Source organism: Diplocloster agilis (assembly GCF_019042275.1).
Taxonomy (GTDB): Bacteria; Bacillota; Clostridia; order Lachnospirales; family Lachnospiraceae; genus Diplocloster; species Diplocloster agilis.
The window spans coordinates 16,223-42,419 of record NZ_JAHQCW010000015.1; the positions used below are offsets into that span (position 1 = coordinate 16,223).

Consider the following 26,197-nt stretch of genomic DNA (forward strand, 5'->3'; position numbering starts at 1 on the left):
TTTATTCCTCTCCACAGGTGACCAGGCGGATGCCTTTGTCCGTCAAAATCCGTCTCCATTCTTCATCCAGCCTGTCGGTGACCAGTGTGTCACCGGCTTTTAAATCTGTCGTTCGGACAAAGGATGCCCGATTGAACTTACTGCTGTCCATTGCTAAAAATGTCTGTGTGGCGCAGCGGCGCATAGCCCGCTTGATCTCCGCCTCTTCTTCGTTGGATTCTGTCACACCCCGTTTCAGATCCAATCCTTTACAAGAAATAATGGCAATATCCGCATTGTAATTTTCCAGTGTGCGCTCCGCGCTTTTTCCCACCAAAGACAGGGACGCGTCCCTTAAGACTCCTCCCGTAGAAATTACTTTGATTCCCTCCTGACCGGATAATTCGATCAGGACTTCCACTGCGTTGGTGATTACCGTCAGCTTTTTTAACTTTTTCAACTTCTTGGCAATCATCAGGGAGGTGGATGAGGCGTCCAGCATCAGGCTGTCCCCTTCCTCGATCATATCGGCCACTTTCGACGCGATCTTTTCTTTTTCTTCCTGATTATTCTTTTCCCGGATGCGAAGCGGCAAATCCAGATTCGTGTTGGAGTTCAACACCGCACCACCATACGTCTTTTTTACAAACCCTTCCTTCTCCAGTTTCTCCAGATCCCGGCGGATGGTCTCTTCCGTAACGTTATAGCGCTGGCTTAGTTCTGTCACCAGAACTCTTTGCTCTTTTTGCAGGGTTGCCAAAATTTCGTTTTTCCGTTCGATGGCAAGCATTAGCGGCCCTCCCCTTTTTTGTTCTTGTTGTATTTTATGGTATTATAACATATTTATGTTGATATTTATAGTGTTTTTTTGTTATTTTCTTTATTTTTTCCTGTCTATTTCTGCCTGTTTTCTGTTAAAAATACATCAGCCACAGTAGGAAAACGCATCCTTGATCAGCTTCACCTGCTCCCCGCAAATACAAACCACATCAAACCGGCACGGAAGATCCTCCGGCACATTTCTGACCATCCGGTAATAATCTGCGGTTCTGCAGATACGGTAAATCTTTCTCTGGTCCACAGCTTCCTCCGGCAGTCCCCGGCTATCGTCCGACCGGTATTTTACCTCCACAAAGACCAAATAATTACCGTCCCGGCCGATTATATCGATCTCTCCCGTCCGGCTTCGGAAATTCCGGCAGAGTATCCGGTAGCCGGTACTTTTCAGATATGCTTCCGCCTGATCTTCATAAGTATTGCCTTTTTGCCGAAGGTTCATGGCAGCCACGTTCCTTTCCCTTACTCTTTTCTTACTCTTTTCTTACTCTTTTCTTACTCTCTTCTCTCTTTTCTTTCCCTATACTTTCACTCTGCTATCTGGTTTTTGACCCATCAAACCTGATTTTGCAGTTTCAGCCTTAAGGCCTGCTACGGTAATTCTTGCCCCCTTCAGGCCTGCTCCGGCAGTAATTCCAGAAAAGCCGCCAGATTCCCGCGTTTACCATTCGTAGCCCGATGGGAGAACAGCCAATCCTTCTGACAGCAGGTGCAGATACCCGCTGTGTACAGATGCTCATTACGGATTCCGGCTTCTCTTAAGATGATCTGGTTCGCCTTCCACAGATCCAGTTGATATTTTCCATTCTCTTTTTGCTCTGCAAGCTCAGACATCTGTGCCTCTGTGAATTCGTCCCGAAAGGCGTCGACTACATCCCGGCTCACCTCATAGCATTCCTGCCCGATCGAAGGACCGACCGCGGCCAGGATGTCTGCCGGGTCGCTTCCGAAATGTTCCCGCATCATACGGACTGCCTTATCTCCGATTTTTCCGACGGTTCCCCGCCATCCGGAATGAACCAGGGCGATCACCCTTCTTGCGGGGTCCACGAAATAAAGGGGAACGCAGTCTGCGTAGAAAGTGGTCAGCACCAGATTTGGAATATTTGTGATCAGTCCGTCCACATCCGTATATCCGACAGGCCGGGAATAACCGGCGCCCCGGTCTTTTTCCGTAACGAGCCGGATGTTGGTCGTATGGGTCTGCTTGGAAAATACAAGATCCTCCACGGAAAAACCAATGGAAGAGGCGATCCGGCGGTAATTCTCGCGCACAGCCTTTGGATCATCCCCGCGTTCAAAACTTAAATTCATCGTCGCGCAGCTCCCCTGGCTGACCCCTCCAAGCTTCGTGGAGAATCCATGCCGTACAATTCCTGTGCCCGCAAGGGCCGGAAACATCAGATAGGGTGCTGTCCCCTGCGCACACAACTCCATTCCGCCTATTTTCTTTTTCTTATCTGCATAGTCTGCGGCCGGTTCCGCTATTATTTGTTCTGCCATAGATCTGCTCCTTACATTTTATCTGCTTCTATATTTATATTTGCTCAACTATGTATATCTGACTGCCTAATCTTTGTTATTTACATATGTCCCGACCGATTCAGTCCTGCCCGATTCAGTCCTATCCTAATAATTCTATCTTATATAAATTAATTCTATAAATGAATACTATAAACGAATACTGTTTCTCAGAAGTAATTATACTATAATTCCATGTCTGAATCCACCATTCGCTTTTTCTAATCTATTTTCTTCATGCATCGTGCATAAGTAAGAGAACTGTGCTTGCATAAAGGGAAAACTCAAGCGACTTTTCCACAATAAAAACCCCCCAGGACATTTGTCCCGGAAATTGATCTGTGGCTGTAAAATAACCATGAAAAAGCCATCCATCCATAGACACAATTCCTGTATGCCATTTAGACTGGCTGCTATAATATAAATAGAGATATGGAAAATATTTCCCCCATAAAAAATCATCTGAAAATTGACGCTCCAAAGTAAACGCTATACACTCAGAATATACTAAATTAGAAGTGGGTGATCCGATGAAAAGTAACGATGTGTTGGAAATCAGCGAAATACTGGAACGTGATCAGGTGATATATCACATTATGAGGCAATGCCCTTATGAAATCCTGCGGGGAATAAAGGTAAGGGAATATAAGGCAGATGCCTTCGTACTCAGTCAAGGGGAAGTATATGATACGATATATCTCATTGTTGATGGGGAGCTTGATATCTACGTAGAGTCTGAGCATGGCAAAAAATATTATCTGAATACCTATCGAAAAGGAAATTACATAGGAGAACTGGAGATGTTCGGACCCTATCCGTATATCAGCAGTGTGGAAGCCAAGACTGATGTAAGGCTGTTTGAGATTGCCAGGAAAGAGTTTCTCCGATGGCTGCAGATGGATCAGAACCTGAACGATTATTTTGTCCGGACCCTGTGTGAAAGCAGCTACGTTTTGTGCAACAATATGGGCGACAACACACTGTATACGTTGAAGCAACGAATATGCAGGTATCTGATTGACAGTGCGGTGGAGCAAAAAAAGGCTGGCCCTGTCAGAATCAATATCCGAACAGAAAACCTGGGAGAACGTATGGCTGTGACACAGCGAAGCGTCAACCGTGTTCTGCAGCAACTCAGGGAAAAAGGACTGATCGAAATCAGTGGATCCTGCATCGGTATCTTGGATCTCGAAGAGATCCGAAGGGAAATGGAGAAATCATAAATACAGGAGGATATCCATGTCAAATCTACAAGCACATATCCGTCTATCGGAGGTGGATGGCGCAAAATATGCGATCCTGCCGGGAGATCCCAGGCGGATCGATCATATCCGTGAGTTTCTTACGGATGTAAAAGAACTGGCCTACAACAGAGAGCTTCGCAGTATTTCCGGTTATTATAAGGGATTAAAGATTCTGGCCGTGTCCACAGGGATGGGAGGGGCATCCACAGGAATCGCCGTAGAAGAACTACATAACATTGGGGTAGAGACTATGATCCGGATCGGGAGCTGTGGCGCTTTGGATAAACGAATTGGTCTGGGAGCTCTGCTTCTGGTAAACGGAGCGGTACGTGATGACGGAGCATCCAAAACTTATATCGACAGCATCTATCCTGCGATTCCGGATACCAGACTTTTGACGGGAACAATTCTGGCAGCAGAGAAACTGTCTATCCGCTACTTTACCGGTATGGCACGCAGTCATGATAGCTTTTATACGGACCGGGAAGAAGAGATCTGCGAGTATTGGGCCAAAAAAGGTGTACTAGGCAGTGATATGGAAACCGCGGCCCTGTTTACCATTGGCGGCCTGCGGGGAATCCGTACCGCATCGATCCTGAACAATGTGGTATTATACGGAAATGATGTGGAGGCCGGAATCGGCAGGTATGCGGATGGAGATGAACTTATGCGGCAGGGTGAGACAAATGAAATCCTGGTAGCTCTGGAAACTATTGCAATGGAGAGTAAAAATGAAGCCTAGAAAAATTATCATTGATACGGATATCGGAGACGACATTGACGATGCGCTGGCCATCGCTTTGGCGCTGAACTCACCGGAGCTTGAGATCCTCGGTATAACGACCGTATATAGAAATACCAGTGCCAGGACCCGCCTGGTCAGGGAGCTGCTTAACCAGTATGACAGGACTGATATACCCGTCTATACCGGGATCGGGATGCCGATCATTGAGAGGGTGGACACCCTTACCATACCGGATCAGTGCATTGGATTGACTGGTTATGAACAGGATGAAGAGCAGATGGACGCATCTGACTTTATCATAAAAGCTGTGCAGGAAAATCCGGACCTGACGATTGCAGCAATCGGTCCGCAGACAAACCTGGCAGTATGCTTCTTAAGAGCAACCGATATTATGAAGCGCGCAAATATCGTTGCTATGGGAGGCAATATAACGGAGGTTTACGCCGAATGGAACATCCTGTGTGATCCCGAGGCCGCCAGGATCGTGGCTGATCTGGCAGAACACTACACAATGTTTGGATTAAATGTAACGAACCAATGCCGGCTAAGTATGAAAGAACTGGCGGAAATAAGAACCAGCGCAAGACCACAGTTAGCTTTTCTGCGGTCACTGATAGACATTTGGCTTAAGACCGGGTATCCAATCACATTGCATGATCCTCTGGTGATACAGTATTTGTTTGATCCGTCTGTAGTAACTATAAGGGAAATGCCGCTGGCAGTCGAATTGAGCGGAACGGATACCAGAGGAATCATCTATGAGAAGGTAAATTTATTTGACCCTCATAAAGTGGAAAAGGGTAAAACTTTAGTAGGGATATCCGTGGATAAAATCAGGGTTGTCCGGGAATTTATGAAAAGAGTTTTCAAATAATGTCTATGGAGGAAAAGATATGAAAAGAAAGATATGGACAGCAATACTAACAGGTGTTTTATGCTTATCTATGTTAGCTGCATGTGGAAAACAGGATTCAAAGGAACAGAGCGGAAAAGAGGTAACGGAATCGTCTTCCGGTGACGTGACTATTCGGGTAATGTCTTGTGGAGCAGGGACTTGGGATACAGCTTTCCCTAAAATGATGGAGGAATATGAAAAACAGAACCCTGGTATCCATGTGGAAGTAGAATTCTATCAGCAGGAACAGCTGTTTGAGGCTATCGAAGTAGTGCTGGGAAGTAAGAGCGATGAGTTTGACATTATTATGGTGGACGTGCCAATGGTAGCCGGCTATGCCAATAGAGGATATCTACTGCCGCTTGATGACTATTTTACAGAAGATGAAAAAAATGAATATGTGGATTCGGCCCGGAATGCCGGGACCTGGGATGGAAAGTTCTATGCTCCGGCGATGAATAATTCTGCTCAGTTGTTGTGGTATAATACCGCATATTTGAAGGAAGCTGGATTTGAGATTCCAAGTGGCCGCTTAGATAAACGGCTGTCCTTTGAAGAAGTTCTGGATATGGCTGAAAAAACTCAGAAGGTAGTGGACCCGGACGGTACAAAGGGAGTGGCCGGATTTATGCTGGAGCAGGTCAGCCGTGCCTACCAGGTGCTGGAGCTTCCGAATTCCATGGGAGCGCCCTCTATTGGTGAGGATGGTTTGAATGTAGAAGGAGTTATCGATTCTGCGGAGTGGATACAAGCCATGAATGTCTACAGAAACCTGTTTGAGACCGGAGTTTCGACGCGGGGAACTACCAATGATGAGACCGGAGATAATTTTTTGGCGGGAAAGATCGTGTTTATGATAGCCGGTACCTGGACAGACGCCAATGCCAAAGAAGCCGGATTTTCTGATTACGGCTATGCACTGTGTCCGTATTTTGAAGGACATGAGGATCAGGTCGGGACACCTACCGGCAGCTGGCACTGCGGGGTATCCTCCTACTCCAGTCATCCCAAGGAGGCTGCAGACTTTATCAAATATTTCACACTGGGGGAAGGAACTTCCTGGGTGGATGAGGTCGGGGATGTTCCCGCCACCAAGGCCGGAGTAAATAAGATATTGACCGAGGGAACCGACGATGTCATGAAACTAGCGGCTTATGAAGCAGAGAATACAGCGGTAGCCCGTCCGGTAACTCCTGCCTATACAGAATACGAGACAGCCATGAATACCATGTTTGAGGATATCAGGAACGGCGCCCCAGTAGAATCATCCATTCAAAATACGATAACACAGTTGAACACTGCATTTGCGAAATATAAAGAGAATTAGAAAAATGTGGGGTGCCTAATGAAGAGCAGTATAAAGGGAAACAAAGGGTTGCCGTATCTCCTGATCGGACCGGCCTGTATCCTTATTTTAATATTTAAAATCTGTCCGATCCTATATACACTTGTAGAAGGTTTCACTTATAAAGGAAGCTTTGGATTGGGAACTTATGCCCTTCTGTTTCAAGACCCGTCTTTTTACAAATCCCTGTGGGTGACCATCAAGATGAACTTGGTTATAACACCTTTGCAGATTGTTCTAGCAGTAGGGATGGCGCTGTTAGTGAATACGACGGTAAAGGGAATCGGGGTATTTCGCACTATTCTGTATCTTCCGGTGACCATATCCATCACGGTGGCTACGATGCTGTGGGGAATGATGTTCAATGCAAACAACGGGATTATTAACAGTATACTCAGCATATTTGGTATGGCAAAACAGGGATTCCTGACCGATGTCAATCAGGCGATCTGGTGCATTATCGTGATTGCTACCTGGATCGGCGTGGGCTACTGGATGATTTTTCTGCTGGCAGGACTTAAGAACATTGATGAAGCCATCTACGAATCCGCCAGAATCGATGGAGCCGGCTGGTTTACCAGATTGTTTCGAATCACGCTGCCTATGATAAAAAATGTGTTGTTGTTTGTTTTGGTAGCGGACACGACCACGAATCTGTTATTGTTTGTTCCTATGCAGTTGCTGACTGAGGGCGGCCCTCAGGGCAGCACCAATGTCCTGATGTATGAAGGTTACAAATCAGCGTTTCTATATGTAGACCGTCCCCGAAGCGCTGCAATCGTCACGGTATTGCTTCTGTTAATCAGCTTGGTTTGCATCATACAATTTAAGTTATTTGAAGAGAAAGATGAGAAGAGAATTAAGAAAGAAAATAAGGAACCTAGACTTGCAGCAAAGAAAAGGGGGCGAATACGATGAAAAAGGAAACCCGGCTAAAGGTTCTATCTACCTATCTGGCCCTGATCCTTCTGGTATTGATTATGCTCTTTCCTCTGCTGTGGGGATTATCGGCATCCTTCCGAAGCGATCAGGAATTGTTTGAGTATGCTCTTCCTTTTACAATACATACCTTACTGCCGGTAAAAGCTACGTTATCCTCCTATGTGGAGGTGTTTACGGAATACCATTTTCTAAAACCGATTTTGAACACCCTGTTTGTGAGTATCTGCACCGTAGTTTTAGGGTGTATCGTGGATAGTCTGGCGGCTTTTGCATTTGCCACATTTGACTTCCGGTTTAAGAAAGTCATCTTCGCTGTTATACTGGTTTCTTTTATGATTCCTTTTGAATCCATTGCGCTGCCATTATATGCAGTTGTAAATAAACTGGGGATGGTAAATTCGTTTGCGGCATTAATCGTTCCGTGTATGGCAGATGGCCTAGTACTATTTTTATTTACACAGTTTTTTAAAGAACTGCCGGAAGGGCTGTTAGAAGCAGCCAGAGTAGACGGAGCCTCCTGGCCTGTTATCTTTGTGAAAATATTGCTTCCGCTGTCAAAGCCGGTATTTATTACAGCGGGCCTTATGATATTTATCAATCAGTGGAATGCTTATCTGTGGCCTCTGGTGGCGGCCAGATCGGCGGATGTAATGCAGATTCAGACGGCGATGGGTGTATTCCAACAGCAGCACTCAACAAAATGGTCTGCGATGTACGCAGCATCCATAATTACAGCTCTGATTCCTTTAGGACTGTTTCTTCCATTTCAAAAGTATTATATTCAAGGGATCGCAAACAGCGGGATTAAGGGATAGTCCATCATTTCGGGACTAGCATTCCCATAAGTTTTTGTTTAACAGGAGAGCTTATCTATTAATTCGGGTATCAAAAGGAAAATTCCCTTCTGATACCCGAATTTTGTTGAGAATTGTTTGATAATTGTAATGAAGAAAATTTCTCAACCTTCGATCATTTTCAAAAATTCCAGCGCCTTCTCTTCCACTTTGGACAAATCGCTGTCGGAAGGCTTGAACACACAGGTGACGGCTTCCTCAAAGACTTTATATTTCAGAACTTTCAGAAGCTCCGTCAGCTGTTTCGGCGCTTCGCCGCTCCAGCCGTAAGAACCGAACACCAGCGCAGGTTTATTGATATTGTTCACCACATCACTGCCGGAGATCAGATCCATAATCGGTTTGAGCGCCTGCTTGTTGATGGTGGGGGAACCGAAAAGAACCGCGCTCGCTTCATTCATCACTGCCGCCAGCTCTGCCTGGGGATGCTCTATCGCATTATATAGTTCGGCTTTGACTCCTGCCGCCTCGAAGATTTCCGCAAATTTTCTGGCCATGATTTCGGTGTAACCATAAGCAGTTACGTAAAAAATGGCGATCTTCTTCTCAACCGGCTGTTCTAAAGACCAGGCGCGGTACAGTTCCATGGTCTCTTTTAATTTTTCCTGAAGGACCGGGCCGTGGCTGGTGCAGGCGGTCTCGATCTCCAGGCCTTTCAGTTTATCCATTCCCGCGATTACAAATTTCTTAAACGGGGAGAAAATGCAAGTATAATAATTCAGACGTTCGCTGGCATAAGCCTCCGGATATTTGATATAACGGTCTAATACGGAGGGCTCGCAGAAGTGAGATCCGAAGACATCACAGCTGAACAGAACCTTGTCCGCCTTCAGATACGTAAACATCGAATCCGGCCAATGCAGCATGGGAGCCACGATGAAATCCAGCACGACACCGCCGCCCAGATCCAGCTGCTCTCCCGTCACCTGCTTAATCACCCGGCTCTTGAACTCCATATTGGTGATATTCGCCAGGTTACGGATCGCCGCGGTGGTTCCGATAACTTCTACCTGGGGATTCGCCGCCACGATCTTGCACAGGCTGCCGGAGTGATCAGGTTCTGTATGATTTAAAATGACATAGTCGATGGCGGCCACATCAATATAATTTTCGATGTTATGGAAAAACTCTTCTGAAAATGCATCATGTACGGTTTCAATCAGGGCACATTTCTCTCCCTGCACGAGATAACTGTTGTAGCTGGTGCCGTAATTGGTAGTCATAATAATGTCAAATACACGCATAGACGGATTCTGTACACCAACGTAAGAAACATGTTCTGTAATTTTCATTGTTTACCTCCAGTAGCGCGTTTACCGCGCCTTAGTTTCAGGGATGGGCGAACCATTTTTGTTCGGCCTTATCTCTCATTTAATTCTAATGAAATACTAACGAAAAGGAAACAGGCGGGGAAGTTAAACTTATTCCCCGCCCCTATTTACTATTCTGCCAATTTTACCAGATGAGCATACTTCTCTTTTGCAGATTTTTCCGCTTTTGCGAAAAGATCTTTTGCTCTTTCCGGATTCTGGCGCATCAGTGCGCTGTAACGTACCTCGCTCTGAATGAATTCCTGATAGTCAGCCTTCGGCTCTTTGCTATCTAACTGGAACGGATTCTTGCCTTCTTCCGTACGTCTCGGATCGAAGCGGAAGTTATGCCAGTAACCAGCTTCCACCGCTCTCTTCTCTTCTGCCTGAGCGTTCTTTAAGCCGCCCTTGACGCCGTGATTGATACAAGGCGCGTAAGCAATGATCAGGGAAGGTCCGTTGTAGCTTTCAGCTTCTACGAATGCCTTGATACACTGATTCATATCGGAACCCATGGCGATCTGCGCTACATATACATAGCCGTAGCTCATAGCGATAGCTGCCAGGTCTTTCTTCTTCACATCTTTACCGCCTGCCGCGAACTGAGCGGTTGCGCCGGTAGGTGTGGATTTGGAGGACTGTCCGCCGGTGTTGGAGTAAACTTCGGTATCGAATACCAGTACGTTTACATCCTGTCCGCAAGCCAGTACGTGATCCAGTCCGCCGAAGCCGATATCATATGCCCAGCCGTCTCCACCGAGAATCCACTGGGATTTCTTGGAGAGATACTGTTTTCCTTTCAGGATCTCTTTGGCAGCGTCGCATCCGCATGCTTCCAACGCGCCAACCAGATCGGTGGTAGCTTTGCCGTTGGTAGCGCCGCTGTTGTAGGTCTCGACATAGTTTGCAACTGCTTCTTTTACTTCTGCCTTGTCCGTAGTCTCAGCCAGAGCTTCCAGTTTGCCTTTTAAGCGGTCGCGTAAGGTCTTCTGGCCTAAGAACATACCATAACCAAACTCAGCGTTATCCTCGAACAGGGAGTTCGCCCATGCGGGTCCGTGTCCTTCTTTGTTAACCGTATAAGGTGTGGAAGGTTCGGAACCACCCCAGATAGAGGAGCAGCCGGTCGCATTGGAGATATACATTCTGTCACCGAACAGCTGGGTAGCCAGTTTTGCGTACGGTGTCTCACCACAGCCTGCGCAGGCTCCGGAGAACTCAAGCAGCGGCTGTTTGAACTGGCTTCCTTTTACGGTGTGCTCTTTGAATTTCTCTGCAACCGCGGGCTTGGTATCCAGTTCCCGTGCATAATCGTAAACTTCCTGCTCTTTGAGCTGGCTGTCTAACGGCTTCATTACTAAGGCTTTCTCGCCCTTCTTGCCGGGACATACATTTGCGCAGGCTCCGCATCCGGTACAATCCAGTACGGTAACGGTCATAGCAAACTTCATATCCGCCACACCGGTCATCGGAAGCGTCTTGGTTCCTTCCGGTGCATTTGCAGCTTCTTCTGCGGTCATAGCAACCGGACGGATAACTGCATGCGGGCAAACATAAGAACAGAAGTTACACTGGATACAATTTTCCGGATTCCATTCCGGAACATCTACCGCGATACCACGTTTTTCGTAAGCAGCGGTTCCCTGAGGGAATGTACCGTCAGCCATATCTACGAACGCGGATACAGGGAGATTGTTTCCTTCCTGAGCATTAACCGGGATCTGGATATTGTTAACGAAATCAACAACATCTTTTAAGCCCTTGGTAGCTTTCATGCCCAGATATTCGTCTTCGCAGTCTTTCCACTCCGGTTTTACCGGAACTTCCACTACGTCCATAATACCTCTGTCGATAGCGTCGTGGTTCATCTTAACGATGGCCTCGCCTTTTCTTCCATAGGTAGCCGTAGCCGCATCTTTCATATATTTTACAGCGTCGTCAACCGGGATAATGTTCGCCAGTTTGAAGAATGCTGCCTGAAGTACGGTGTTGATTCTTCCGCCGAGGCCGATCTCTTTACCAATCTTGATACCGTCGATGGTATACATTTTGATATTGTGCTCCGCCATATAGCGTTTTGCCTGTCCGGGCAGATGCTGCTCGATCTCTTCCGGAGTCCAGCTGCAGTTTAACAGGAAGCTTCCGCCGTCCTTTAACTCCTGAACCATGTTATATTTTCTTACATAAGAAGGATTGTGGCATGCAACGAAGTCTGCCTGATGGATTAAGTAGGTGGACTTAATCGGTTTCTTACCGAAACGCAGGTGGGACATGGTTACGCCGCCGGATTTCTTGGAGTCATAGTCAAAGTATGCCTGTGCATACATATCCGTATGGTCACCAATGATCTTGATGGAGTTCTTGTTCGCTCCAACCGTACCGTCTGCTCCCAGACCCCAGAACTTACAGTTTACAGTTCCTTCCGGAGTGGTAACCGGGTTCTCGGTACGCTCTAAGGACAGATGCGTTACATCATCGTTGATACCAACGGTAAATCTGTCTTTGTCTTTGTTATTAAATACAGCGATGATATCGCCAGGGGTCGTATCTTTGGAACCAAGTCCGTAACGTCCGCCAACAACCTTAACGCCGTCGAATTTCGTGCCTTTTAAAGCAGCTACAACGTCCAGGTGCAGAGGCTCGCCAAGTGCTCCGGGCTCTTTGGTTCTGTCTAATACGCTGATGAATTTAACGGTCTCAGGAAGAGCGTCGATGAAATGGCTTACGCTGAAAGGTCTGTACAGACGAACCTTTAACACGCCAACTTTTTCACCCTTGCTTACCAGGTAATCAATGGTCTCTTCAATGGTATCATTGACAGATCCCATGGAAATAATCACATGCTCTGCATCGGCAGCGCCGTGGTAGTTGAACAGTTTGTAGTCCGTTCCGATCTTCTCGTTTACCTTGTCCATGTATTTCTCTACGATGGCAGGCATTCTGTCATAGTATTCGTTACATGCTTCTCTTGCCTGGAAGAAGATGTCAGGGTTCTGAGCGGAGCCGCGCAGCACCGGATGTTCCGGATTCAGCGCACGGGCACGGTATGCATCAACCGCATCCATGTCCACCATTTCCTTCAGATCTTCATAATCCCACATCTCAATCTTCTGGATCTCATGAGAAGTTCTGAAACCGTCGAAGAAATGGATAAAGGGAACCCGGCCTTCAATAGAAGCCAGATGAGCAACAGCGCCCAGGTCCATAACTTCCTGAACGGAGCTGGAGCAAAGCATCGCGAAACCGGTCTGACGGCATGCATAAACGTCAGAATGGTCGCCGAAGATCGATAAAGCATGGCTTGCCAATGCTCTAGCGGATACATGGAAGACGCAGGGCAGTAATTCACCGGCGATCTTGTACATGTTCGGGATCATTAAAAGCAAACCTTGAGAAGCTGTATATGTAGTCGTCAATGCGCCTGCCTGAAGAGATCCGTGTACGGCACCTGCTGCGCCTCCTTCAGACTGCATCTCTGCAACTTTTACTTCTTGTCCGAAGATGTTCTTTCTTCCCTGTACTGCCCATTCATCAGTATGTTCTGCCATGGGCGAGGACGGGGTGATGGGGTAGATGGCTGCAACGTCGGTGAACGCATAAGAGACATGTGCTGCGGCAGTGTTGCCATCCATGGTTTTCATTTTTCTTCCCATTGTAATAAATCCTCCTTATGGTTTTTCTTTCTATTGTATATATAAATTGTCTCCGTTCCTATTTTAAATCAGAAGTACCGCAATGTAAAGGGTTAACGGGGGGATTCGCATTGTTTTTTTTGTGATACAATCTCGAGGGACGGTTTTGACAGGGTGGGACGGAGCGGGCGTGCTGAGAGCTGGAAAGCCGGGGCGTCAGGCCGGAGAAACGGTATCGGGGGACGGCTGCCTTCGGAAGATGCTAAGATATACGAGCGGACGGGCGAAAAGAAGCCTTATTACAGTTTTCTCCGCCAACTCGCCCTGGCGGGCTCAAACAGGCTCCGAAAACCGGGATTTCTTTTCGCCCGTCCGCAAGTATATCTAAGCATCTTCCTCAAAGCAGCCGTCCCCCGATACCGTTTCTCCGGCCTGACGCCCCGGCTTTCCAGCTCTCAGCACGCCCGCTCCGTCCCGCCCTGTCAAAACCTGCCTGGTGCTTTTTGAGGTGGTTTGCAGTTATATTGGGTAGGAATTTTATTAATTTGGATAAACGGATTTTTATTAGTTTCCGCATTCAATACTGATTTCGTTGAACAGCTTCAGGATTTCGTCGACCTGGGTACGGTCTTTCTCCGAACCGCTTTTATCCAGCACGCTCGCTCCCTGGTGCATCATTAACAGCCGGTTCCCGTAGTCCACGGCAAACCTTAAGTTATGGGTGACCATGATAGTGGTCAGGTTCTTTTCCTTGACGATCTTGTCGGTCAGTTCCATGATCGTATCGGCGGTCTTGGGATCTAAGGCGGCGGTGTGTTCGTCGAGGATCAGGAATTCAATGGGTGTCATGGTGGACATCAGAAGTGCCATGGCCTGGCGCTGTCCCCCGGAAAGGGAGCCCACTTTTACGTCCAGTTTGTCTTCCAGGCCCAGATTCAGCAGGCTAAGCTGATCCCGGTAGTATTCTTTTCGTTTTTTGTCCGTGCCTTTTCCCAGGAGATACAGTTTCCCTTTGTTGTCGGCCAGGGACATATTTTCCAGGATCGTCATGGTCGGACAGGTGCCCATAGCGGGGTTCTGATAGACACGGCCGATGTGGCTCATGCGCTTGTATTCTTTTTCTCTGGTGATATCACGGCCGTTCATGAGGATCTGGCCGCGCTCTATGCGGATGCTCCCGCAGATGATGTTGAGAAGGGAGGTTTTTCCGGAACCGTTGCTGCCCACCACAGAGACGAATTCACCGTCCCGGACCGTGAGATCGAAATTGTCAAACAGACACATTTCATTGATGGTGCCGGGATTGTAGTATTTATGAATCTGTTTTAATTCAATCATTGGTCTTCACCTTCTTTTTAAGCTGCATGCTGATCACCAGAATGATCAGGAAAAGGACGGCGGTAATCAGTTTCATATAGGTCGGCGGGAATTTCGCCAGTGCGATGGCCACGCATGCCTTATAAAGGATGGAGCCGATCAGGACTGTGGTGGTGGACCGAAGGAAGGTCAGTCCGCGCAGCAGGCTGATGCCGATGATCACGCTGGCCAGACCAATGACGATGGTTCCGGTTCCCATGGATATGTCAAAATAGCGCTGCTGCTGTGCCATGACACTTCCGCCCAATGCTACGAGCCCGTTGGCAATCGCCAGACCGACGATTTTAACCAGGCCCTTATCCTTTGCCAGGGAGGTGACCAGTACATCATTGTCACCGGCCGCCCTTAGGAGGAAACCGGACTTTGTCTTTAAGTAGGCGTCCAGCAAAAACTTGCAGGCCAAGGCCAGAATCAGGACGATGATCAATGTTTTGAAGTTTGCCATTTCTCCGGTAAAAATGTTGTTTATAAACGAATTATCAAAGATCGTTTCCTTGCTGAACAAGGGAACATTGGCTTTGCCGGCGACTACCATATTGATGGTATATAGCGCGGTCATCATGATAATTCCGGACAGCAGGTCACGGACCTTTAATTTTACATGAATCAGTCCCGTACAGATACCGGCCAGGACTCCTGCCGCAAAAGAGATCAGCAGGGTCAGATAGGGATTCACGCCATGTGTAATCAACAGGGCACTCATCGCCGCTCCCAGCGGAAAACTTCCGTCAACCGTCAGATCCGGAAAATCCAGAATTTTATATGTGATATATACGCCGAGGGCCATAATTCCAAAGATCAGCCCCTGTTCCAAAACACCTAAGATGATGCCCATACCCTTTTCCTCCATGAAAAACACTGATAAGAGCGCATCCGCTCCATTGCGTTAATTATTCTGCCATCTGGATTTCTGTAAAGGTTTCCGAAGCCCGGCTCTTTACGTCGTCCGGAAGAGAGATTCCAAGATCATCCGCCACTTTGGTGTTCAGATACAGTTCGCTTCCGGTGATGGTCTCCATCTTGATCTCGCTTGCTTTCTTTTCTCCCTTTAATACCTGGGCCGCCATCTTACCGGTTTTGATTCCAAGCTGGTAATAGTCGATGCCTTCGGAAGCCAGACAGCCTATTTTTACCTGTTCCACTTCGCTGCCGAATACCGGTATTTTCTGAGTATTGGCTTTATCCAGAATCGTAGGCAGGGCGCTTACCACCGTATTATCCGTAAGGTTATTCAGACAGTCCACCTTGGACAGCAGATTATCGGCAGCCAGCGGGGCATCCGCCGTAGTGTTGATGCCGGTGGTTACAAGCTCGAATCCGTACTGTCCTACCGCCGCTTCATATTCCGCGATGGTGGATTCACTGTTCACTTCACTGGTCGTGTACATGATACCGATCTTTTTCGCATCGGGAAGCAGTTCCCGGATCATCTTAAGCTGTGCATCCACAGGAAGTTTATCGCTGGTTCCGGTCACTTCTCCCACGGGCATTCCGTCTTCCTTAGCAAGCTCCGCTCCAACCGGGTCATTCACTGCGGTATAGATTACCGGAATCCCGGAATTCATCGCCGCGTTGTAAGCGCTCTGGGCCGCCGGTGTAGCTATGGCGCAGATCAGGTCCACTTTATTGGAGACAAAGCCCTGGGGAATCTGATTCACAATTCCCATATCGGCTTCCGCGTTTTGATATTCCACAGTCAGGTTTTCCCCCTCAATGAAGCCTTCCTCGGCCAGGCCGGTGAGGAAACCTTCCCGGCAGTTGTCCAGGGAACCATGCTGCGCGAATTGGGAAATGCCGATCGTAAAATCTCCTTCCACCAGTCCGCTGGCCGGTTTATTTTCTTCGGAAGACGCGTTATCTCCGGCTTCTTCCGGCTCCTTTGCCGCCTGGGGATCGTCTGCCTGGGGCGCCGGCTGTTCGGTTGCCGCCGGTTCTTTCGCCGCCGATGATTCTTTTTGTTCATTGCCACAGCCGCCTAATAAGGCCGCTGCCATTGTCATACTTAAAATAACCGCTAACATTTTCTTTTTCATAATAACTTCCTCCTCTTATACCTGTTGTGTACTTTTTCATGTTCCATGCCCGGAGCGTTCTTCTTTTTTTAAATAACCGAAGTTTTTTATTCCATAGGAACTCTTTTCAATGTAATAAAAAAACCGCCCCAAGCAAATGCTTGAGACGGTAATTAACGGATTAATTATCGCGGTACCACTCAAATTGACTGTACAGTCCACTTTGTTCATGTACTTCTGATACATGCCGGAATGGATAACGGGCCCGGTTCCCGTCAGAGCCTACTCTTCGCACCTGCTAATTTCGGTCTGCCCTCGAAAGTCCATTCAGTCTGATACGCCATACCGCAATCCCACCACCTGCGGCTCTCTGTGATCTTGTCATTAGACCTACTACTCTTTCTCAACGGTTTCAACTATTTATCTTGTTTCATAGATTAATACAAATATATGCAAATGTCAAGACTTTGTTCCTGATTTCTTTCCTGATCTTTCCTGATACTTTCCCCGGTTTCTTTTCCGGCACGATTATACCTTTATTGGACAGCCAGGGATGTTTCAAACAAATTCCGCATCTGCTCTTTGGTAACCGGATAGGGGAAGTTGGCCAGTTTCGCCGTATTGGCCATCATCCCGTCCGTATAAGACGTGATCTGCTCTTCGGTCACTTTGATGGTTCCTAAGACCTGCCGGATGTATTTCCGGAATGTACCGATTTCATCAAAATCCAGATATTCCAAAACCTGACGCACCTCATCCGGTTCTTTTGTCCCATACAGTTCCAGAAACGCAGGGAGGAAGATTCCAACCGCTTTTCCGTGGGGTACACCCATGTTATACGTCAGATAATAACTCATCCCGTGGGGGAATGAAGTACCGGTATGGCTGATGGCCATTCCGCCAAGGGTGGACGTACGCATGAGTTTTTCATACTGTCCGCCGCTCAATTCACCGGCCGACAGCGCCTCCTTTATTTCTCCCCAGAGTTTTAATCCCTGTGAGCTGAAGAGCCGGCTGTATTCCGTAGTATTTTTGTTCAGATGGCTTTCGATCAAGTGAGCCAGCGTGTCCACTGCAGTATTTATAAGCAGCTCCCTGCCTGCAAATGACAGGTATTTGGCGTCAGCCAGCGAAAGAACCGGGAATACATGGTGGCTCATACTCTTCTTCGTCTGCAGTTCATGAAGGGTCAAGATCGCATAAGGAGTCACTTCGGAACCGGTGCCTGCCGTGGTGGGGACCGCTGCCACAGGCAATGCCTCCAATTCTTTCTTCTCGTAGAGTACAGAAGGCTCTTCTTCCGGATGGTTCATCAGCAATGCGATCGCTTTCGCCGCATCCATCGGGGAACCGCCGCCGATACCGATCACAAAGTCCGCTTTCTGTTCCCGGCCGAAGGCAGCCGCACGGGCAACGGTCTCCACCGACGGATTCTCTTCGATCTCGTCGAACAGGCTGTAGCTTACTCCCTGGTCTTCCAGACTCTTTACCACATCGTCATAAGCGCCGTTGACCCTGGCGGAATGCCGCCCGGTGACCAGAAGCGCGTGACTGCCTAACGCCGCCAATTCCTTCCGGTGCCGGTAGACGCAATCCTCTTCCAGATACAGCTTCGTGGGCATATAAAATTTCATAACTATTTACCTCCTCTACTTTTTCATTTATGTATCATACCGCTCTCTTCAATGGATTTGACCGCTTCTCTTAATTCATCCGGCGGCAGCACCAGGGCCAGCCGCACATACCCCTCTCCCAGCGAGCCGAAGCTGCTGCCCGGAGTGCACAGAACGCCTGTTTTTTCCATTAATTCCATGACAAAATCATTGGCGTTCGTATAGCCGGCAGGCAGCGGAGCCCAGACGAACATAGACCCCCGGCTGTCGGGAACTTCCCAGCCAATGTTCCGCAGGCCGCTGCACAGAGCATCCCTCCTGGCCTCATATTCCCTGCACTGCTCTTTCACCGCATCCTGGGGACCGTTCAAAGCGGCGATGGCCGCGTATTGGACCGGGTAAAAGATGCCGTAGTCGAATTGGGAGCGAATCGTCTTAAAAGCCTGCACGATCCGGGCATTTCCTACCACAAATGAAATGCGGGCTCCCGTCAGGTTATACGATTTTGACAGGGAATAGAATTCCACTCCCACCTCTTTTGCCCCCGGAAATCCCAGAAAAGACCTGCCTTCCTTTTCATCATAGATGATATCGGAATATGCGTTGTCATGCAGGATCACCACCTGATATTTTCTGGCAAAGGCGATCAGTTTTTCGTAAAATTCCTCCGGGGCCACCGCGCAGATCGGGTTCGCCGGGTAGGAAACGATCATGAACCGGGCGGCCCGGGCCGTCTCTTCCGGAATCGCATCCAGATCCGGCAGGAAATCATGCTCCGCGCTCAAAGGATACTCCACCGTTTTACATCCCGCCAGGGACGGTCCGATCTTGAAAATGGGATAGCCGGGATTCGGCACCAGCACCACGTCTCCCGGATTGCACAGAGCCAGGCCAATATGGGTGATTCCCTCCTGGGATCCATAGACGGACATGATCTCACCGGTTTCAATCTCCACGTCAAACCTTCTTTTATAATGGGCCTTTACCGCCTCCAGAAGTTCCGGCAGATCGGTCAGAGAATATTTATAACTGTCGGGACGCAGCGCGGCTTCCGCCACGGCCTGCATTACATGGGGCGCCGGCTGAAAATCCGGTGTCCCTACGGACAGATTATATACTTTTTTACCTGCCTGGATCAGCTTTTCTTTTTCCACATTTAAAATACTGAATATCCCTTCACCAAAATCAGTCAGCCGGGATGCGAACTGTATATTCATTTCTTATATCCTCCTGCGTATTTCCGTTTGGCAGCGTCCTTTGCCGCACAAGGGGCGCAAGGGACACCGGATATAGTATACTCCTAAATTTTACCGGAAACAATACTGAAATGGATATACTGAAATGGACTTATTGACTGAAATAGACATGTCCCAAACTGAAATGGACATGTCCCAAACCGAAATGGACATGTCCCCTTTGCTCTTTTTATTTCTGTTCGATGGCGCGGATCATGGTAAATTTGATATAATCCGTATTAAAATAAGTTTTGCTCAAGAATACGGGAGTATTGTTATTATCATAGTAGACCGAATCTAAAATCAGCAGCGAGTCGCACTGCAGCAGGTCTTCTCCCATGGTATAGGCCATCACTTCATTGCCGCCTGCGGTGGTGATTTCTGTAGAATCCCTCACACAGCGGATACCGGCATATTCCTGGATTAAATCAAAGGGGAAAGCCCCCAGCACATCATCACTGAGAGTGTCCCAGTCATATAAGGTCTGGGGAAAATAGTTGATGCACAGAAGACAAGGCTTCCCATCCGCGTAATAGACCTTGTTAAGGGCCAGGATCTGATCGTCTTCCTCCAGTCCCAGATCCGAACACTGAAGCGGGGACGCCTCCTGCACGTTCCTGGACAGCACCTTCACGCCCGGTTCAAATCCGCTTTTCCGGATCAGTTTGTAATAGTCATGTCCGGTATAGAGGTCCAGCTTCATCTGGTTCAGGTTCGGATTAATGAAGGTTCCTTTGCCATGAATCCTCATGATCGTTCCCTTGCCTTCCAGATCCGTCAGCGCCCTGCGGATGGTTGTCCTGCTTACAGAAAGGATTCTGGCCAGCTCCACTTCGGATGGCAGCTTGGTCTGGCCTGCGTTTAACATCTGCCCGATATATGCGCTTAAGGATTCCCTTGCGATATCGCTTAAAGTTTTCTTTGTCAATGGGGCTAAGGGTGACTGTTGCATAAGTATCTGATACCTCCGGCTTACTTCCTTTCTGGTATTCTACCACTTTTTCGATGCCGCCACAAGTGCGCCGTCAGCCTTATGCGCGCTATCCCCCCTTACTGTACGCGCCTAACCGTACGTATCTTACTGTACATATCTTACTGTACGCGCAGGTCTTACCATCTTCCGTCAATATATTCACACGAAGCCCGCAGGCTGTCTGCCGTCAACGTGTCTGCGCTGCGTACCATCTGTGCCGGCGTTCCGACAAATACCACTTCACCGCCGTTGTTTCCGCCGTCCGGGCCGATGTCGATCACCCAGTCCGCTTGTTTTATTACATCAAGGTTATGTTCGATCACCACCAAAGTATTTCCCTGGGATACAATCAGGTCAAACAGCTTCAGCAGATACTGAATATCAGACATATGCAGGCCGGTGGTGGGCTCATCCATCACAATGATGCCACCCTTTTTCCCCAGTTTTTTCGCCAGCTTGATTCTCTGGCGTTCACCGCCGGACAGGGTGCTAAGAGGCTGTCCCAGCGTCAAATAGGAAAGCCCCACCTGTTCCATCTTCTTCAGGTGTTTCCTGATTCTGGAATCTTTAAATACCTCCATGGCCTGTGAAGCCGTCATGCCCAGCAGTTCGACGATATTTTTCCCTTTGTAGGTGCAGGCCAGCGCTTCCTGGTTATACCTCAGTCCGTTGCACGCCTCGCATTCCGTGACAATCGGGTCCATATAAGCAAGCTCGGTTACGATGACTCCTTTGCCGCCGCACACCGGGCAAGCCCCTGTGGAATTGAAGCTGAACAAGCTTTCCGACTGATTGTTTTCCTGTGCCAGCAACTTCCGGATCTCATCAAAAAAGCCCAGGTAAGATGCCGGTGTGGAGCGGCTGGTCGCCGTGATGGGACCTTGATCCACCATCACAATATCTTTTTCGTACTGGCTGGCAAATACCCGGGAAATCAGGGTGCTCTTTCCGGAACCGGCCACGCCGGTTACAACGGTCATAACGCCCAACGGAATATCCACATCAATATGCTTTAAGTTGTGAAGACAGGCATTCCTAACCGGCAGGCTGCCTACCGGCCTGCGGGGAGTCTGCTTTACCGGCAGAGACTGAAGCATGGCTTTTCCCGTCAAGGTGCCGGACTTTCGTAAATCCTGATAGCTGCCTGCAAACACAATCTCCCCGCCATCCTGTCCGGCCCGGGGGCCCACATCGATCACATAATCCGCAATCGATATAACGTCCCTGTCATGCTCCACCACCAGGACGGTATTCCCCTTGTCCCGAAGCTGCCTGAGCAGATTGTTCATACGATAGACGTCCCGCGGGTGCATCCCGGCACTTGGCTCGTCAAAAATATAAGTCAAACCGCTCAGGCTGCTGCCCATGTATCGGACCAGCTTCAGACGCTGGGCCTCCCCGCCGGACAGGGACGGTGTTTCCCGGTTCAGATGAAGATACGGCAAACCGATTTCGATCATCCTGTCCAGCCCCTCAATAATCGTCTGCACCAACACCCCCACCGTCGGGTCCGAGATCCGCGCCAGCACAGCGCGCAGCCGTGTCAGCTCCATACCGCACATATCAGCGATGGAGTAACCGTCTATTTTACAATTCAGAGCCGCTTCGTTCAACCTCTGCCCATGGCAATCACCACATTCCATCTCGGCCGTTAAATTGACCGCTTTCTCTTGTGTATGCTTGCTTTTACCACTGATATCCCGATTTAGCAGCGTTTTCGTATATTTATGAAACAAACCGGTCACTTTTGGATTCTCCGGTTCTCCCTTGCCGTCGCGGGAGCCATATAATAGAAGATTATATTCCTCATCGGAATACTCCTTTACCGGCTTATCCAGGTCGAACAGACCGGACTTTGCATATTGCTTCCAATACCAGGACCCGGGACGATATAAGGAATCCCTCACGCAACCCTCATTCCAGGACTTATTAAGGTCTATGATGGCCTCCACATCTACTTTTGTGATTCTTCCAAGTCCGGAACAGGTCTTGCACATCCCATTCGGATCATTGAAGGAGAAGAAGGACGCCGTTCCCGCATAAGGCCGTCCGATTCTGGAAAAAAGCAGCCGCAGGCTGGAATACAGCCCGCTGATAGTTCCCACGGTAGAACGGGCATTCCCGCCCAGAGGGGATTGATCCACCACGACGGCGGCCGTCAGATTCTCAATCCGCTCCACCGCCGGTTTGGGATACTTCGGCAGTCTGGACCGCACAAACGGCGGATAAGTGGCGTTCATCTGCCGCTGGGCCTCAGCGGCTATGGTATCAAACACAATACTGGACTTCCCCGATCCAGACACCCCGGTAAACACCGTAATCTTTTCTTTTGGTATGTTAAATGATACATTTTTCAAATTATTCTGGGTAAGCCCCTGCACATAAATATTTCTCATCTTCCAACCATTCTCCCTATAATTATTCTATCAATAATTTTCTTGTCCTATCATTCCCATCTTACATTTTACCTATTATACCTTCCAAACATAACCGTTTCTTTTATCCCCGTCATTCAAACACAACACAACCGTTCCACCTGACATCATACCAAAAGCTAATTACCCCGGCATGATACTTTTTGCGGATTTTTCCTATCGTCCCTCAAATACCTATGGTATAATCAAACAGCATAAACAAAAAAGCAAAAACCGAATAACCATCCAAAACACTATAGGAAAGCGAGGTGCTAATGTGCAGCAAATATCTCCCTTAAAAAAAGCAGTAGACTACATAGAAAATCATCTCAACCAAAACATTAACTTAAGCGATGTAGCAAAAGAAACCGGCTACTCCTACTATCACATGACGCGGCTTTTTACTTCCATATTAGGAGAATCAGCCGGCCATTACATCAACCGGCGCAGGCTGTACAACGCATCGAAAAAGCTCCTCCATTCCGACCAGCGTATCATTGACATTGCGCTGGAAAGCGGCTTTGAATCCCCTGAAGCGTTCAGCAGAGCCTTTAAAGCCGTATTCGGCAGCAGCCCGAGCGATTACCGAAAGGCAGGGCTTGACCTGGTCACAAACGCAAAAGCAGGCCTAACCCCCGATGATGTAAACCACATAGCGAATAACATCACCCACTCCCCCGATATTCGTATCCTGCCGGAAACGAAAATTACCGGCCTCCGGGGAATAACCTCACTTTCCGACAACCGTCTCCCTCAATTATGGGAACAATTCCAATCTCTCAAAAAAAACCTATCTCCCGCAACCACCCCCGGCTACAGCATATGCGAAACGCTGCAGGCCACTTACACCCAAGACGGCGACGTAATCTATTCCGTCATAGTAGGCATTCCAGCTTTAGCAAACACGCTTCCTCCGCTTCCGCCTCTGGTTGAAAAAACCATACCCCCAGGAAAATACGCCATATTCACACACCAAGGCTCCTTGACAAACCTAAACAAAACCTACCAATATATCTATGGAACATGGCTGCCAACCTCCAAAGAAGAACTGGACAACCGGGAAGACTTCGAAATATACGAACATGAAATCATATCCTATAACGATCCGGCCAATGAAGTAAAAATCCATATACCAATAAAATAACCTCCGAATACTCCTGCGCAGCCTTCCTATGTAACCTCCCCATCCTTACCTCTACCTCCCGGCCTTATGCAAACAAGGGATGAGAGCGAAGCGGAAATAGGATTGGCTGGGACGGACTGTGGCGGTATCCGGGGATGCTTCGGGCGGTGGTGGGCTTTTGTATCTCCCCGGGGCGCATAGGGCGGCTGAGCCTCCGCTTAGCGGAATCGGAAAGCCGGGTTCAGGATGCACGGCGGACTTCACGTCCGACGGGCAAGAGCCTCTGAACCGGGAACACATCACGTGTTCCTGGTGAATAGGCTCGGTTCCTGAACCAGGCTTTCCGATTCCACTTAGCGGAGGCCAGCGCAAGCCCTCCGCGCCCCGGGGAGATACAAAAGCCCACCACCGCCCGAAGCATCCCCGGATACCGCCACGGTCCGTCCCAGCCAATCCTATTTCCGCTTCGCTCTCATCCCGCCCCCCTAAAAAAGCAAAATATAAAAAACCGGCCTCAGTAATAATTGACACACATTTACACTCATGCTATACTCAAGGTATGATTTTAGTACCTATTTTGATACCTTTACTTTTATGAGGATTATGAGGAGGCGATGACATGTCTGGCTATGGAGTTCTATTGGTAGTGCTAAGCATCATTGTAGGGGTTGCGATCGCACTGCTATCCACAAAGTACAGCAAAATGAAAATGAAAAAAGACGAGCACTTTTTTACCGCAGGCCGCAATGTATCCACCGCGCTTATGGTGGCTACCTTTGTCGCATACGCGGTCGGCACCGGTCTTCTTTTCTCCCCCGCGGAAGCGGCCTACACCACCGGTTTTACCGCAATGATCGGCTACGCCTTAGCGATCTCACTGGCATACATAATCTTTATCCCGGTCTCCAAACGTATCCGGGAACGGATTCCGGAGGGCCATACCATCGGCGAATATACCAAAGTACGTTATGGCAATTTCATGTATGTCGTAACCCTGGTCACCACTACGGTATATATGTTTATCCTGTTTGTATCCAACCTGACCGGCGCGGCCCTGGCTTTTAAATATGTCGGCGGCGTACCCATGCTGATCAGCGTGCTGGTAGTAGGCGTACCGACCATATACTTTGCCACCCGGGGCGGGGTCAGCGCGGCCATATTCTCCAACGGCCTGCAGTCCATCCTGATTACCCCGTTCCTGATCCTGCCGGCCATCTTCGCCCTGATTCACTTTGGCGGAGCCGCACCGGTCTTTGACACCATTATGCAGAAGCAGCCGGAATTTCTCGAGATCTTCTCCCCCGCAGGCGTTCAGTTCGCTATCATGATCATTATCGCGGTCTGTGCCGCGGAGCTGTTAAATCAGACCTTATGGCAGCGGATCTATTCCGCCAAGAGTCATAAAGTTATCCGCAATTCCCTGCTGGCAGCCGCCATAATGGTATTTCCGATGACGATCATTGCGGCGTTCTTTGGACTGGCTGCGGTGGCTATGCAGATCGATGTTCCCCATACCTCCGTCGTAGGAGCCTTAGTCATCAACGCCAGCGTACCGCAATGGGTCTGCACCCTGTTCGTGCTTGTTATTATGCTGGGCGCTTCCTCGACAGGCGGGGATGCCCTGAGCGGTTTTTCTTCCATTTTCTCCCTGGATATAGTAAAATCTATCCGTCCGAACATGGACCCGAAAAAATCCGTACTCACCGCCAGAATCGGCGCGATTATCCTGGGAATCCTGGGGATGGCGATTGCCTACTTTGCGCCTTCGATTCTCTTCCTGCTTCTGATGGCCGACCTGTTAGCATCCGCAGCGGTCGTGCCCGTAATCGTCGGCCTGTACTCTCCGCGCATATCCGGCACCATCGCGGCCATCGCCACGATACTGGGAATCATCGCGGGCCTGCCTATGTTTATCATGGGAAACAGCCTGGTAAGCTTCTTCTCCGCTCTGGCGGTCTCCACCGTTACTGTCCTGATCGGACATTTCGTGGGCAAAAAGAATTTTGATTATGAGCTTCTGAAAACCAAGATCACCAATATGAAGGAATAAGGAGGAAAACCGGATGCATTATTCCAGTGTATTTTTTGATATTATCATTTATCTGTCACTTGTTTCCCTTTTTGGCGTGTTTGTATTTCAGATCTG

Annotated in this window: 20 protein-coding genes and 1 other annotated feature; of the genes, 8 read left to right on the forward strand and 12 right to left on the reverse strand. The window is 48.6% G+C overall.

Features of this window, described 5'->3' with window-relative positions; genetic code table 11:
• Window position 1: 1 nt before the first annotated feature.
• The 3 genes from KTH89_RS10370 to pgeF all read right to left on the reverse strand — a co-directional run bounded on the left by KTH89_RS10370 (window position 2) and on the right by pgeF (window position 2,319).
• Window positions 2-769 carry a DeoR/GlpR family DNA-binding transcription regulator gene (locus tag KTH89_RS10370; protein ID WP_158343225.1) on the reverse strand — a complete coding sequence of 256 codons (768 nt, stop codon included), beginning with the start codon at window positions 767-769 and terminating at the stop codon, window positions 2-4.
• A gap of 135 nt (window positions 770-904) precedes the next feature.
• Window positions 905-1,258, reverse strand: a complete 354-nt coding sequence (locus tag KTH89_RS10375) for a YraN family protein (protein WP_238721570.1) — start codon at window positions 1,256-1,258, stop codon at window positions 905-907.
• Between the two features lie 170 nt (window positions 1,259-1,428).
• Window positions 1,429-2,319: a peptidoglycan editing factor PgeF gene (gene pgeF, locus KTH89_RS10380; protein WP_330656671.1), complete on the reverse strand. Its 891-nt coding sequence runs from the start codon at window positions 2,317-2,319 to the stop codon at window positions 1,429-1,431.
• 548 nt (window positions 2,320-2,867) lie between these two features.
• Here pgeF and KTH89_RS10385 point away from each other — a divergent pair.
• The 6 genes from KTH89_RS10385 to KTH89_RS10410 are packed head-to-tail and all read left to right on the forward strand — an operon-like array spanning window position 2,868 to window position 8,323.
• On the forward strand, window positions 2,868-3,560 hold the full coding sequence (locus tag KTH89_RS10385; protein WP_238721571.1) for a Crp/Fnr family transcriptional regulator: 693 nt from the start codon (window positions 2,868-2,870) through the stop codon (window positions 3,558-3,560).
• A gap of 16 nt (window positions 3,561-3,576) precedes the next feature.
• Window positions 3,577-4,323, forward strand: coding sequence for a nucleoside phosphorylase (locus KTH89_RS10390; protein WP_238721573.1), 747 nt, complete (start codon window positions 3,577-3,579; stop codon window positions 4,321-4,323).
• Entirely contained in the window at window positions 4,313-5,200 is an 888-nt protein-coding gene (locus KTH89_RS10395) for a nucleoside hydrolase (RefSeq protein WP_238721574.1), read from the forward strand. Before KTH89_RS10390 ends, KTH89_RS10395 begins: the two co-directional genes overlap by 11 nt.
• A 19-nt stretch (window positions 5,201-5,219) precedes the next feature.
• Window positions 5,220-6,548, forward strand: a complete 1,329-nt coding sequence (locus KTH89_RS10400) for an ABC transporter substrate-binding protein (protein ID WP_238721576.1) — start codon at window positions 5,220-5,222, stop codon at window positions 6,546-6,548.
• A gap of 18 nt (window positions 6,549-6,566) precedes the next feature.
• Window positions 6,567-7,484, forward strand: a complete 918-nt coding sequence (locus KTH89_RS10405; RefSeq protein ID WP_238721578.1) for a carbohydrate ABC transporter permease — start codon at window positions 6,567-6,569, stop codon at window positions 7,482-7,484.
• Window positions 7,481-8,323, forward strand: coding sequence for a carbohydrate ABC transporter permease (locus KTH89_RS10410; RefSeq protein WP_238721579.1), 843 nt, complete (start codon window positions 7,481-7,483; stop codon window positions 8,321-8,323). The genes KTH89_RS10405 and KTH89_RS10410 overlap by 4 nt, the downstream gene beginning before the upstream one ends.
• A 143-nt stretch (window positions 8,324-8,466) precedes the next feature.
• Here the strand turns inward: KTH89_RS10410 and KTH89_RS10415 are convergent, their stop codons facing one another.
• The 9 genes from KTH89_RS10415 to KTH89_RS10455 form a co-directional block, all read right to left on the reverse strand.
• Window positions 8,467-9,654 carry an FprA family A-type flavoprotein gene (locus KTH89_RS10415; protein ID WP_238721581.1) on the reverse strand — a complete coding sequence of 396 codons (1,188 nt, stop codon included), beginning with the start codon at window positions 9,652-9,654 and terminating at the stop codon, window positions 8,467-8,469.
• Window positions 9,655-9,803: 149 nt separating this feature from the next.
• Window positions 9,804-13,325 carry a pyruvate:ferredoxin (flavodoxin) oxidoreductase gene (gene nifJ, locus KTH89_RS10420; protein ID WP_238721583.1) on the reverse strand — a complete coding sequence of 1,174 codons (3,522 nt, stop codon included), beginning with the start codon at window positions 13,323-13,325 and terminating at the stop codon, window positions 9,804-9,806.
• Between the two features lie 543 nt (window positions 13,326-13,868).
• On the reverse strand, window positions 13,869-14,642 hold the full coding sequence (locus KTH89_RS10425) for an ABC transporter ATP-binding protein (RefSeq protein ID WP_238721584.1): 774 nt from the start codon (window positions 14,640-14,642) through the stop codon (window positions 13,869-13,871).
• Entirely contained in the window at window positions 14,635-15,516 is an 882-nt protein-coding gene (locus tag KTH89_RS10430) for an ABC transporter permease (protein WP_158343252.1), read from the reverse strand. Before KTH89_RS10430 ends, KTH89_RS10425 begins: the two co-directional genes overlap by 8 nt.
• Window positions 15,517-15,571: 55 nt before the next feature.
• The gene (locus KTH89_RS10435) at window positions 15,572-16,714 is read right to left on the reverse strand and encodes an ABC transporter substrate-binding protein (RefSeq protein ID WP_238721586.1); all 1,143 of its coding nucleotides are present in this window, start codon (window positions 16,712-16,714) and stop codon (window positions 15,572-15,574) included.
• 138 nt (window positions 16,715-16,852) lie between these two features.
• Window positions 16,853-17,109, reverse strand: a binding site (T-box leader).
• 120 nt (window positions 17,110-17,229) lie between these two features.
• The gene (locus tag KTH89_RS10440; protein ID WP_238721588.1) at window positions 17,230-18,327 is read right to left on the reverse strand and encodes an iron-containing alcohol dehydrogenase family protein; all 1,098 of its coding nucleotides are present in this window, start codon (window positions 18,325-18,327) and stop codon (window positions 17,230-17,232) included.
• A 23-nt stretch (window positions 18,328-18,350) separates the two neighbouring features.
• Window positions 18,351-19,523: an aminotransferase class I/II-fold pyridoxal phosphate-dependent enzyme gene (locus KTH89_RS10445; RefSeq protein ID WP_238721589.1), complete on the reverse strand. Its 1,173-nt coding sequence runs from the start codon at window positions 19,521-19,523 to the stop codon at window positions 18,351-18,353.
• Between the two features lie 208 nt (window positions 19,524-19,731).
• A complete protein-coding gene (locus KTH89_RS10450; RefSeq protein WP_158343260.1) occupies window positions 19,732-20,493 on the reverse strand; it encodes a GntR family transcriptional regulator in 762 nt (253 codons plus the stop codon).
• A 158-nt stretch (window positions 20,494-20,651) separates the two neighbouring features.
• Entirely contained in the window at window positions 20,652-22,910 is a 2,259-nt protein-coding gene (locus tag KTH89_RS10455) for an ATP-binding cassette domain-containing protein (RefSeq protein ID WP_238721591.1), read from the reverse strand.
• A 295-nt stretch (window positions 22,911-23,205) separates the two neighbouring features.
• Here KTH89_RS10455 and KTH89_RS10460 point away from each other — a divergent pair, with 295 nt between their 5' ends.
• Window positions 23,206-24,072: an AraC family transcriptional regulator gene (locus tag KTH89_RS10460; RefSeq protein WP_238721592.1), complete on the forward strand. Its 867-nt coding sequence runs from the start codon at window positions 23,206-23,208 to the stop codon at window positions 24,070-24,072.
• A gap of 598 nt (window positions 24,073-24,670) precedes the next feature.
• Window positions 24,671-26,101, forward strand: coding sequence for a sodium:solute symporter family transporter (locus KTH89_RS10465; RefSeq protein WP_158342654.1), 1,431 nt, complete (start codon window positions 24,671-24,673; stop codon window positions 26,099-26,101).
• The last annotated feature ends 96 nt before the right edge of the window (window positions 26,102-26,197 follow it).